This is a genomic window from Mycobacterium sp. IS-3022 (genome assembly GCF_001500065.1).
Taxonomy (GTDB): Bacteria; Actinomycetota; Actinomycetes; order Mycobacteriales; family Mycobacteriaceae; genus Mycobacterium.
In genome coordinates, this window is sequence record NZ_LQIN01000048.1 from 15,314 (window position 1) to 26,611 (window position 11,298).

Here is an 11,298-nt window from a genome sequence, read left to right on the forward strand (position 1 = left end):
TCGACACCGTGTAAAGTAGGCGAACGTGACCACTGTCAGCCAGCCCCGCGGTTCGCGGGCCCGCCGCACCTCACGGCCGTCGGGCGACGACCGTGAACAGGCGATTCTCTCGACGCTCGAGGAACTGCTCGAGGTCCGGTCGCTGGCTGACATCTCGGTCGACGATCTCGCCAAGGGTGCCGGAATCTCACGTCCGACCTTCTACTTCTACTTCCCGTCCAAGGACGCCGTGCTGCTCGCGCTCGTCGAACAGGTGATCAACGAGGCCGACCGCAACGCCGACGCCGCGATGGGCGGTTTGGACACGGCCGTGGACCCGGCCGGCGTGTGGAAGGCCATCAACGCCTTGTTCAGCACTTTCGGCTCCCATCGCGCGGTGACGCTCGCGGGTGCGACGGCGCGGCCGACGAACGCCGAGGTGCGGACGCTGTGGTCGCGTTTCATGCAGAAATGGATCGATCACACCACCGCGTCGATCACAAGCGAGCGTGCCCGCGGCGCAGCGCCGGAGACCATCCCCGCGCATGACCTCGCCACGTCGCTGAACTTGATGAACGAACGCACGATGCTCGCGGCCTTCGCCGCTGAGCAGCCCGCCGTCGACGCGGCACAACTGGTCGACACGCTGGCCCACATCTGGGTCACCAGCATCTACGGCAAGACGCCGCAGTAGTCACACCGCGATGCGAACATATGTTCGTGTCCAAAGGTCGGTTCATGCGGTCCGAAGCGTCGATCCTGCACGCCGACCTGGATTCGTTCTATGCGTCGGTTGAACAGCGCGACGACCCGGCGTTGCGTGGACGCCCGGTGATCGTCGGCGGCGGTGTCGTGCTGGCGGCCAGCTACGAGGCCAAGGCATACGGTGTGCGCACCGCGATGGGCGGGCGGGAAGCGCGTCGCCTCTGCCCCCACGCGATCGTCGTGCCCCCGCGGATGTCGGCGTATTCGGAGGCCAGCCACGCGGTCTTCGAGGTCTTCCACGACACCACGCCCGTCGTCGAACCGTTGTCGGTCGACGAGGCGTTCCTCGACGTGTCCGGGCTGTGGCGGGTGTCGGGCACGCCGGTCGAGATCGGCGCCCGGTTGCGCGCGCAAGTGCGCGACCAGGTGGGCCTGCCCATCACGGTCGGAATCGCGCGCACCAAGTTCCTGGCCAAGGTCGCCAGCCAGGAGGCAAAGCCCGACGGGCTGCTTCTCGTGCCGCCCGACCGCGAACTGGCCTTCCTGCACCCGCTGCCGGTGCGGCGGCTGTGGGGCGTCGGCGCGAAGACGGCCGAGAAACTCCGCGCCCACGGAATCGAGACCGTGGCCGACGTCGCCGAGTTGAGCGAATCCACGCTCGGATCGCTGGTCGGCGGCGCGATGGGCAGCCGGTTGTTCGCCTTGTCGCGCAACATCGACCGGCGCCGGGTCGTCACCGGCGTGCGCCGACGTTCGGTCGGCGCGCAGCGGGCGCTCGGCCGGCGCGGGAACACGATGTCGACCGCGGAGGTCGACGCCGTGGTCGTCAATCTGATCGACCGGATCACCCGCCGGATGCGCAAGGCCGGCCGGACCGGACGCACGGTGGTGTTGCGGTTGCGGTTCGACGACTTCAGCCGCGCCACCCGCTCGCACACGCTGCCCCGCGCGACCGCGTCGACGGAGGTGATTCTGCAGACGGCGCGCAGCCTCGTCACCGCGGCCACGCCGTTGATCACCGCGCGGGGGCTCACGCTGGTCGGTTTCGCGGTGTCCAACATCGACCGGGACGGCGCACAGCAACTCGAGTTGCCGTTCGAGGAGGTCCAGGACACCACCGCCGTCGACGCAGCGGTCGACCAGGTGCGCCGACGGTACGGCAACGCGGCGGTCACACGGGGTGTCTTGCTGGGCCGCGACCCCGGGCTCGAGATGCCTCTGCTACCAGACTGAGCCGGGTCCGGTGGGCGTCACCGTCCTTGAACGGGCACCCGAACGGAGTTCTGAAGTGTGTCGATGAATGCGTCGGAGTTCTTGCTCCCGACGAAGCCGGCGACCGCGTCGTAGAGCGCTTCCTGGAACTCGGAGCTCATCAGCTCACCGTGGGTGATCGACAACAGAATCTTGTCGTGCCACAACGATTCCGACGCCTGCCGTTGGTAGGCCGGCAGCGATGCCACATCGACGTCGTTGCGTATCGGGATCGAGCCCTTCACTTTGTTGAACTCCAACGAGACTTGCGGGTCAGCCACTGTCTCGAGGAACTTCAGCGCATTCACCCCGTCTTTCGCCTGCGCCGACACCACGAACGTGTCGACGATCGCCAGATACGCCCCCGCTGTTCCCGGATACGGCACATACCCGAAGTCCGTGCCTTCGGCCACCTTGGCTGCCACCAACTCCCCGTACACCGAATCATTCATCGACAAGAACCCGCACTGTCCAGCCGCCAGCTTCCGCGCGGCCTCATCCCAGGTCAGCGCGCCGGCGGCCGGATCGGCTCGGGACACGATCTGCCCGAACCGCGTAAGCGCCTGTCGCAGTTGGGGTCCGCGCCAGTCGAACGAATCATCGCCGATGCGCGACCAGCCGTCGATGCCGATGACCGCAAGCAGGGTGTTCTCGAACAGCTCGGTTGCGGCGAACCGATCCTTGCCGCCCAGACACAACGCCGTTGTCCCGTCGGCCGCCACCTTGGCCAGATCGCTGCTGAACACCTCCGGCGCATAGCCGGGGCCAGGAATCGCGACACCGGCATCGCGAAGCACATTGCGGTTGAACCACAACACATTTCCACGATGCGCTCCACTGGGCACGCCCCACGCCTTGACGCGATGGGTCGCCGCATCGAGCAGGGCCGGCGCCATGGTGGCATCCAGGCCGGTGCGCTCGTACACATCGGACACGTCGGCGATGCGACCGGCGTCGGCCCAGGCGCGCATCGAGCGGCCGATGAATGTCTGCCATACGTCGGGAGGGTCGCCGGCGCGAAGCCGCTCGGCCAGCGCTATCTGGACGTTGCTGCCGCCGCCACCGGCGATGGCGCCTCCAACGACCTCGACGTCCGGATTGTCGGCCTTGAAGGCGTTGACCAACACCTCCAGCGCGGGGCGCTCCGATGGCGACACCCACCACGACATGACTTCGAGCCGATCGGTCGGCTCGGTGAAGTTGCCCCCGCTGCCGCCACCGGCGCACGCCGCGAGAAGCACTGCCAGCGACAGGATCCAGAATCGCTTCATGCTGCTCGCCCTCTCACCGGTGCGGTGCTGCTCTGAGATCGAAGACCGCGAAGCTCGCCACCACGGCGAAGCAGACCGCCGGCACCACGAACGAGATCGCCGGGCTGGTCTGATCCAGCAGGTATCCCTGAACCAGCGGCATGATCGCCCCGCCGACGATGGCCATGACCAGTCCGGCGGCGCCGAACTTCGTTGCCGGACCGAGCCCCTGCAAGGCCACCCCGTAGATCGTCGGAAACATCAGCGACAGGCAGAACGACAACGCGACGACGGCGGCAACGCCGGCCACATTCGGCGAGAACATCGCGAAAACGCACAGCAGGACGGCCAATACCGCCAGCACGGAGAGGACTTTCGTCGCGCGGATCCGTCCGATCACCCACGTCATCACGAACCGGGAGATAAGGAACACGATCAGGCTCGCCTGCAGCAGGTAGCCACCCAACTGCAGCGACCCGCTCAACGCCTGTTGCGAATACTGGATGATGTACGTCCATGTGCATACCTGGGCGGCAACATTGAAAAACTGTGCCACCACGCCGAATACGTAGCGCCGATTGGACAGCAGGATGCGCAAGGGCGATTGGCCCGCGAGATCCCCCGATTCGTATTCTTCGACGATCGGTGGGGACTTCTTGATCGCGATCACCAATCCGATGGCGATCAACACGAATCCCAGCCCCAGGTACGGGCCCATCACCGCGCCGAGCTGACCGGCGCGCACGGCGCGTTCTTCGGCAGGGGAAAGGGTGGCCATGTTCACCGGTTCGTCCAGGTGCGGGAGAATGAACACCGCGGCCAGCAGCACACCGATATTGGTGCCCAGCGGATTGAATGCCTGGGCGAAGTTGAGGCGCCGGGTCGCGGTTTCTTCGGGTCCCAGCGACATGACGTACGGATTGGCCGATGTTTCCAGGATCGAACAGCCCGCGGCGATCGCGAACAACGCGATCAAGAACGCTTCGTAGGTCATGATCTTGCTCGCCGGATAGAACGCAATCGATCCGGCCGCGGCCAGCAGCACACCGGTGAGCAGACCGGTCTTGTAGCCGAACCGCCGATTGATCAACGCCGCCGGGATCGCCAGCAGAAAGTACGCGCCGAAGTAGGCCAACTGCACCAGGGAGGCCTGGAAGGTGCTCATATCGAAGATCCGCTTGAAGCCCGCCACCATCGGTGTGGTCAGGTCGGCGGCCACGCCCCATGCGGTGAAACAACAGATGAGTACGCCGAACAGCAACCACATCTTGGGATAGACCAAGGCGGGCTTCGTCGTGGCCGCTGGCGCGTCGGCCGGTTGGTCGGCTTGCTCAGTGGTCGCCATCTCGACACCTCTCGCCAATGAGGATGTCATCCGAACGCTAGCTGGCTCCTGACCTCGACGGGGAGATTTTCGGAGTCCCGTTGTGGCAGGGTCGAATCGCGCTCAGGATTCGGTCCACGCCAACAGATCGTCGGCCGGCCAAGTGTTGACGATCCGTTCGACGGGTATTTCGGCATCGAGCGCACGCTGCGCCCCGTAAGCGAGGAACTCCAGCTGCCCGGGGGCATGCGAATCGGTGTCGATCGAGAACAGGCAGCCGATGTCCAGCGCGAGGTTGAGCAGCCGCGTCGGCGGATCGCGGCGTTCGGGCCGCGAGTTGATCTCGACGGCGGTGCCGTTGTCCCGACAGGCGGTGAACACCTTCTCGGCGTCGAATTTCGACTCGGGCCGCATGCCGCGGCCGCCGGTGACCAGCCGGCCGGTGCAATGGCCCAGCACGTCCGTGTGCGGATTGGCGACCGCCTTGAGCATGCGCCGCGTCATCGACGGAGCGTCCATGGACAACTTCGAGTGCACGCTGGCCACCACGACGTCGAGGCGCTCGAGCAGTTCGTCCTCCTGATCGAGTGAGCCGTCCTCGAGTATGTCGACCTCGATGCCCGTGAGGATCCGCATGGGCGCGACCGTTTCACGCAACTGTTCGATGACGTCGAGTTGCCGGCGCAGCCGCTCGGGTGACAGACCGTTGGCGATCCGCAGGCGTGGCGAATGATCGGTCAGCGCACAGTACTCGTGTCCCAGATCCCTTGCGGCGAGCATCATCTCCTCGATCGGGGCGGACCCGTCGGACCAGTTGGAGTGCACGTGCAGATCGCCACGCAGCGCGGCACGGACATCGCCGCCGCCCAGATCCGCGGCGCTGGAGCGGAGTTCGGTCAACACGTCCGGCTCGCGGCCGGCCCATGCCTGTGCGATGACTTTCGCTGTCTTGGGGCCGATGCCGGGCAGCGACTGCCAACTGTTCGCGGTGCCGTGGCGGTCGCGTTCGGCGTCGGAGAGCGCTTCGACGACGTCGGCGGCGTTGCGGTAGGCCATCACCCGGCGCGGATCTTCGCGCGCGCGGTCCTTGTAGTAGGCGATCTGCCGGAGGGCGACGACGGGATCCATGACTCCAGTGTGCACAGGCCTAGTTGACGCGTTCGATGATCGCCTGGGAGATCTCGGACGCGATTCGTTCGGCGTCGGGTAAGGCCACCACCGATACGTCGACCACGACCGTCGACTTGACGAGGGAGGTGTCTACCTCGCGTGAGAACTTGTCGAGCCCGCTGATCTCCTTTACCTGTTCCAGACTCAGCGGTAGACGCTCGACAATGGCCTCACCATCGGGTTCTGTGTGACTTTGGCACGCGAGACCGGACAGCATGACAAGGCATCCCAGGACGAGCACTCTTGGAATCAAGCCGGCATAGCCTTCCCGATAGTGGCTTTGGCGGAAATAAGCCCACTCGGAACGGCCGTCCCCTGAGGAACCTGCGCCGGGTCGTCCGCCGTCGGTGGAGGTGTAACCGTGGGCTCGGGAATCCCGAGCTGTACTGCGGTCCTCTGTTACGCCGCGGGGGTGACGTTGTCGTCCGCCGTCGCACCTCAGGACGGTTGCACCCATCGCGGGTCGCGTCCCGTCAGCGCGACGATACGGTCGAGAACCGGCGCATCGTCGGCGACGGGCACCGCCGGAGCGAACAGGCCCTCCACCGGGTCATCGGCGGCGATCTGTGTGACGTGCGGCAGCACGGCGGCGGCGGTCGCCTCATCGACGTCATACGGTTGCCCGCTGGCCCGCGCCACATCCCAGCCGTGGATCACCACTTCGGTCAGTGCGACGATGCCGGCCGCCTCACCGGGAAAGTCGAAGCCGCCCGCGCGCGTCATACCCTCCCAGGCCGCCGGCTCTGAAAATGCCCGCGCGAGTTCGGCGAGCCGATCCGGATAAGACGCACGCCAGTCGCCATCCAACGGCTGCGCGGCTTCGGTCGGGGACGTGTCCGTCAACGGCCCGAACTCCTTGCGGGCCGCCGCGGTGAACGCCAGCGAAAGCCCACCAACGTGGGCGATCAGCGCGGCCAGCCGCATCTTCTGGCAGGGCGTGGGAGCCGTCAGTTGGTCGTCGGCCACGTTTCGAAGGACGTCGGCTGTGCGTCGACACGCTGCGGTCAGGTCAATCATGCCCATACCGACCCGCGCGGCCGCCGCAACTCATCGCTCGGTCATCGGATGGATCGCTCCGTGCACGAGGCCCCGGACTTCGCCGTGTGCGGACCCGCCCGTCAGGAACAGCATTTCGTCACCTGCCTCCAGCACGTCGTCGGGTTGGGGCAACACGATCCCGCTGTCACGGATGATGATCGCCAGCGCGGTGTTCTCCAGCAACGGCAGGTCGCGCATCCGCCGGCCGACCAGCGAATCGCCCTCGGGGAGCGTCAGTTTGGCCAAACTCACCTGGCCGTGTCGCAGCTGCATCAAGCGCACGACGTGGCCGATGTCGATGGCGCCCTCGATCGCAGCGACCAGCGCGCTCGGCGCGGAGACCGCGACGTCGACGCCCCACGCCTCGGTGAACAGCCACTCGTTGCGCAGGTCGTTGACCCTGGCCACCACCCGGGCGACGCCGAACTCCGTCTTGGCCAACAGCGACGCCGCGAGGTTCACCTTGTCGTCGCCGGTGGCGGCGATCACCACGTCACAGATCTGCAGTCCGGACTCCTCGAGCGAGGTCAACTCGCAGGCGTCGGCCAGTAGCCACTCGGCGTCGGGAACCGTCTGCGGTTCGTAATGGCGTACGTCGTGCTCGATGAGCAGAACCTTGTGGCCGTAGTCGAGCAGTTCCTGGGCGACGGAGCGGCCGACGGCGCCGGCGCCGGCGATGCCGACGCGCATCATCGGCCTCTGTTCGGCACGACTCGAAGCGCCGGGCGATCGCCTGCGAAGCCGCAACATGACCCCATATTGACCCATGAGGTGGGCTTTCCGCGCAGCTACCGGGCAGGACCGCCGCACCTCCGACCGTGGTAGGTGTTTTACTGCACCCACCACCCACGACCAGCCACGCCTGTCCCGGACGGGGATGAAATGACGTTGGAGCAGCTGTATCTGATGCTGCTGCTCGCTGGGGTGGTGCTGCTGGCGAGCATCGTCGCCACCCGAGCGGCCACCCGGGTCGGCCTGCCCAGCCTGCTGCTGTTCCTCGGCGTCGGCGTCATCGTCGGCGAGGACGGGTTGGGCCTGGACTTCGACAACTATCTGCTCGCCGACCACCTCGGCACGGTGGCCCTGGCCGTCATCCTCGTCGAGGGCGGTCTGACGACACGCTTCTCCGACGTCCGGCGGGTGCTGGCGCCTGCCGGGATGCTCGCCACCGTCGGCGTCGCGGTCAGCATGCTGGTGACCGCCGCCGGCGCTCACCTGCTACTGGGCATCGACTGGCAGTTGGCGCTGCTGCTCGGAGCCGTCGTCTCCGTCACCGACGCGGCTGCCGTGTTCTCGGTGCTGCGCGTGGTGCCCCTGCCGCGCCGGGTGGCGGGTCTGCTCGAAGCCGAGTCGGGTTTCAACGATGCCCCCGCCGTCATTCTCGTGCTGATGTTCAGCGTGGCGCCGCTGGAGTTGTCGCCCGTGCACGCGCTCGTCGAACTGGTTTACGAGTTGGTCGTCGGCGCGGCCATCGGGTTAGGCGTCGGATATCTGGGTTCGATCGCGCTGCGCCGCATCGCGCTTCCGGCCTCCGGCCTGTATCCGCTTGCCACCTTCGGGCTCGGCATGGTCGCGTTCGCTGCCGGAGGCTCCGCGCACGCCAGCGGATTCCTCGCCGCCTATCTGTCCGCCGTTGTGCTCGCCAATTCCGGTCTGCCGCACCGCTCGGCGACCCGGTCGTTCGCCGAAGGTCTCGGCTGGCTCGCTCAGATCGGCCTGTTCGTGCTGCTCGGACTGCTCGTCGACCCCAGCGACCTGACGGTGGAGGTGATACCCGGCATCGTGACCGGCTTGGTGTTGCTGCTCGTCGCCAGGCCGCTGTCGGTCGTCGTCTCGCTGATCTGGTTCCGCATCCCTTGGCGTGAACAGATTTTCGTCTCCTGGGCCGGATTGCGCGGCGCAGTCCCGATCGTGCTGGCGACATTCCCGATCGTGGGCGGCGTGCCCGACAGCGTGCGCGTGCTCAACATCGTGTTCATCCTCGTGGTCGTGTTCACCTTGGTGCAGGGCCCGAGTCTGCGCCCGCTGGCAAGCAGATTGGGCCTGATCCCGAAGGAGGCGACCCGCGAGATTCAGGTGGAGTCGGCTCCCCTCGACGTCCTGGACGCCGAACTGCTGACCATGACGGTTCAGGCGCCGTCGCGGCTGCACAACGTCACCGTGCTGGAACTGCGACTGCCCGACCCGAGCGTCATCACCCTGATCATCCGCAACGGGCGCACCTTCGTCCCGCAGCCCGACACCCGCATCGCGATCGGTGACGAACTGCTCATCGTCACCACCACCAAGACCCGCGCGGTGGCAGAACGCCGGCTGCGCGCAGTGAGTCGGCGAGGCAAGCTCGCGTTCTGGTTCGACGAGTACGGCGAAGCGGACTGAGCCGCTCGGCATTAGGCTCGGCTCGGTGAGATTCGCTTTCAAGACGTCCCCGCAGAACACCACCTGGGCCGACATGTTGGCCGTCTGGCGGACGGCCGACGACATCGAGGTTTTCGAGTCCGGCTGGACGTTCGACCACTTCTATCCGATTTTCTCCGACTCCACCGGTCCGTGCCTGGAGGGTTGGATCACGCTGACCGCGCTGGCGCAGGCAACCGAGCGGCTCCGAGTGGGCGTGCTGGTCACCGGCATTCACTACCGCCATCCGGCAGTGCTCGCGAACATGGCTTCGGCGTTGGACATTGTGTCCGACGGCCGCCTCGAGCTCGGCATCGGCGCGGGCTGGAACGAGGAGGAGTCGGGCGCATACGGCATCGAGCTGGGGCCGATCAAGGAACGGTTCGACCGCTTCGAGGAGGCCTGCGAAATCCTCACGAACCTGCTCAGTCGGGAGACGACGTCGTTCGACGGCAAGTTCTACCAACTCAAGGACGCCCGCAACGAGCCGAAGGGCCCGCAGCGTCCGCATCCGCCGATCTGCATCGGTGGCAGCGGCGAGAAGCGCACCCTGCGGATCACCGCCAAGTACGCCCAGCACTGGAACTTCGTCGGCGGACCGCCCGAGGAGTTCGCCCGTAAACGCGATGTACTGGCCTCCCACTGCGCCGACATCGGTCGAGATCCCGACGAGATCATGCTGTCGGCGCATGTCCGGCTGGACGCCGACCGCAACTACGGCAAGGTCCTCGAGGAGGCCGCGGCTCTGGGTCAGGAAGGACTGGACCTGGCGATCATCTATCTGCCGCCGCCGTATGACCCCGCCGTGCTGGAACCGCTCGCCGACGCGATCACCGCATCGGGTCTACGCGGATAGCACACGTTCCTTACGGTCACGGAAATATAACGATTTGGCAAACGCGGAGTACGGGCCGTACCCGGCGCGGGGGAGTCGGGCGGATGCGTTCGCTAGACGCCGTAGAGACGAAGTTCGTCAGCGGTGATCAGGCGCTCTGCCTTGGCCGGGAATTCGCGGCTCTTCAGGGGATGACGTAGCAGTGACCAGGCGATTCGGCTCACCCGTGACCGGGATAGCGGGTTGACATACACGGAACTGACTCCTGTGTCGAAACCGATAGCTGACCGGGGGCTCACATTACCGCAGTGCCCTCATGAAGTCATTAGACGCCCAAGTACCGGCAAACTATGCAAGGCGCGCCGACAAATAATCGGATGTTTTTAGAGTGACAGAAGTGAATGTAGAGGTCCGGCCTTCGGAGGACTCGGGCCCGTTTGTGCGGATTCCGACGCGACACGCCGGCAAAGCGTCGCCAGGTTCACAATCGCACCTGCTGGGCGCTCCACGGGTTCACGGCTTGAGGAACACGTCGTCCAGCGTGACCGTGCGTAGCCGTCGGGCGCGGATGATCCCGACCAGGCGGCCGTACACCTCGGTGACGGGCGCGTGGTTGAGGTGGCCGATCACGATCGCCTGCGCGGTGAAATGCCTGTCGGCCATCTTGACGACTTCGTCGGCGGGGATCCACACGTGGTCCTCCAACGAGCCGGACCACAACGTGTCGACGGTGTAGCCGAGTTCGGCCGACACCTTGTCGACATGCGGGTTGTGTGCTCCATAGGGCGGCCGGAAGTACGGCCGCGCGTCGACTCCGTATGTCTTCCAGAGGAACTCGTGGTTGCGTCGGAACTGTTCCGCCACGTCGACCAGCGGCAGCTTGGTGAGGTCCGGGTGTGACCAGGTGTGGTTGGCCAACTGGATCCGGCCATCGTCGACCATCGGCCGCAGCAGATCGACGTGATCGGTCCAGGACCGATAGACGCCGTTGACGAAGTACGTCAGCCGGACGCCGGTGTCCTTGGCGAACTGGGTGTAGGCCCGGACGACGCCGCTGTCGACACCGTCATCGACGGTCAGCGCCAACAGATCCCCGTCTCCGGGCAGGCTGCTCAGCACTCCGCCGCCCGGCAGCGCGATCCGCGACGACTTCGGTGGCGGCGGCAACAGGCCGGTCGACGGTGGCTGCGACGCGGCCGCACCCGCCACGCGCGGTGGTTCGCCGGTGGCACAGCGGCTCAGACCGATGGCGCCGACCGTGGCGATGGACAACGCCGCGATGAAGTTGCGCCGATTGAGCTGCAACCCGGCGCGGGCGGATCCGTAGCGGCCGATCACCGCCCCTACTG

The 11,298-nt window shown here is 66.3% G+C and carries 11 protein-coding genes; 4 read left to right on the forward strand and 7 right to left on the reverse strand.

Features of this window, described 5'->3' with window-relative positions:
- Positions 1-25: 25 nt before the first annotated feature.
- Entirely contained in the window at positions 26-673 is a 648-nt protein-coding gene (locus AU188_RS20385) for a TetR/AcrR family transcriptional regulator (protein ID WP_059165308.1), read from the forward strand.
- 20 nt (positions 674-693) lie between these two features.
- Positions 694-1,917 carry a DNA polymerase IV gene (dinB, locus tag AU188_RS20390; protein ID WP_059165309.1) on the forward strand — a complete coding sequence of 408 codons (1,224 nt, stop codon included), beginning with the start codon at positions 694-696 and terminating at the stop codon, positions 1,915-1,917.
- Positions 1,918-1,934: 17 nt separating this feature from the next.
- On the opposite strand, the gene AU188_RS20395 is transcribed toward dinB, so the two are convergent.
- The 6 genes from AU188_RS20395 to AU188_RS20420 all read right to left on the reverse strand — a co-directional run bounded on the left by AU188_RS20395 (position 1,935) and on the right by AU188_RS20420 (position 7,407).
- On the reverse strand, positions 1,935-3,206 hold the full coding sequence (locus AU188_RS20395; protein WP_059165310.1) for an ABC transporter substrate-binding protein: 1,272 nt from the start codon (positions 3,204-3,206) through the stop codon (positions 1,935-1,937).
- Positions 3,207-3,219: 13 nt separating this feature from the next.
- Positions 3,220-4,530 (reverse strand): L-fucose:H+ symporter permease, encoded by a 1,311-nt coding sequence (gene fucP / locus AU188_RS20400; protein ID WP_059165311.1) that lies wholly within the window; start codon positions 4,528-4,530, stop codon positions 3,220-3,222.
- A gap of 102 nt (positions 4,531-4,632) precedes the next feature.
- Positions 4,633-5,637 carry a PHP domain-containing protein gene (locus AU188_RS20405; RefSeq protein ID WP_059165312.1) on the reverse strand — a complete coding sequence of 335 codons (1,005 nt, stop codon included), beginning with the start codon at positions 5,635-5,637 and terminating at the stop codon, positions 4,633-4,635.
- Between the two features lie 19 nt (positions 5,638-5,656).
- The gene (locus tag AU188_RS20410) at positions 5,657-5,896 is read right to left on the reverse strand and encodes a hypothetical protein (protein ID WP_059165313.1); all 240 of its coding nucleotides are present in this window, start codon (positions 5,894-5,896) and stop codon (positions 5,657-5,659) included.
- Between the two features lie 221 nt (positions 5,897-6,117).
- On the reverse strand, positions 6,118-6,696 hold the full coding sequence (locus tag AU188_RS20415; RefSeq protein ID WP_059165502.1) for a TIGR03086 family metal-binding protein: 579 nt from the start codon (positions 6,694-6,696) through the stop codon (positions 6,118-6,120).
- Positions 6,697-6,726: 30 nt separating this feature from the next.
- On the reverse strand, positions 6,727-7,407 hold the full coding sequence (locus AU188_RS20420) for a potassium channel family protein (RefSeq protein ID WP_059165503.1): 681 nt from the start codon (positions 7,405-7,407) through the stop codon (positions 6,727-6,729).
- A 192-nt stretch (positions 7,408-7,599) separates the two neighbouring features.
- Between AU188_RS20420 and AU188_RS20425 the strand changes: the two genes are divergently transcribed.
- Positions 7,600-9,096, forward strand: a complete 1,497-nt coding sequence (locus AU188_RS20425; protein ID WP_059165314.1) for a potassium/proton antiporter — start codon at positions 7,600-7,602, stop codon at positions 9,094-9,096.
- 25 nt (positions 9,097-9,121) lie between these two features.
- Entirely contained in the window at positions 9,122-9,970 is an 849-nt protein-coding gene (locus tag AU188_RS20430; protein WP_059165315.1) for an LLM class F420-dependent oxidoreductase, read from the forward strand.
- Between the two features lie 492 nt (positions 9,971-10,462).
- Here AU188_RS20430 and AU188_RS20435 read toward each other — a convergent pair whose 3' ends face one another.
- A complete protein-coding gene (locus tag AU188_RS20435; RefSeq protein WP_082686721.1) occupies positions 10,463-11,287 on the reverse strand; it encodes a polysaccharide deacetylase family protein in 825 nt (274 codons plus the stop codon).
- Positions 11,288-11,298: the final 11 nt, after the last annotated feature.

What these genes read in the sequence shown, in the direction of transcription:
- AU188_RS20420 (WP_059165503.1), bottom strand. Translation starts at nt 7,407, where the DNA reads ATGCGCGTCGGCATCGCCGGCGCCGGCGCCGTCGGCCGCTCCGTCGCC.
- AU188_RS20405 (WP_059165312.1), bottom strand. Translation starts at nt 5,637, where the DNA reads ATGGATCCCGTCGTCGCCCTCCGGCAGATCGCCTACTACAAGGACCGC.
- AU188_RS20415 (WP_059165502.1), bottom strand. Translation starts at nt 6,696, where the DNA reads ATGATTGACCTGACCGCAGCGTGTCGACGCACAGCCGACGTCCTTCGA.
- dinB (WP_059165309.1), top strand. Translation starts at nt 694, where the DNA reads ATGTTCGTGTCCAAAGGTCGGTTCATGCGGTCCGAAGCGTCGATCCTG.
- AU188_RS20410 (WP_059165313.1), bottom strand. Translation starts at nt 5,896, where the DNA reads ATGCTGTCCGGTCTCGCGTGCCAAAGTCACACAGAACCCGATGGTGAG.
- AU188_RS20425 (WP_059165314.1), top strand. Translation starts at nt 7,600, where the DNA reads ATGACGTTGGAGCAGCTGTATCTGATGCTGCTGCTCGCTGGGGTGGTG.
- fucP (WP_059165311.1), bottom strand. Translation starts at nt 4,530, where the DNA reads ATGGCGACCACTGAGCAAGCCGACCAACCGGCCGACGCGCCAGCGGCC.
- AU188_RS20395 (WP_059165310.1), bottom strand. Translation starts at nt 3,206, where the DNA reads ATGAAGCGATTCTGGATCCTGTCGCTGGCAGTGCTTCTCGCGGCGTGC.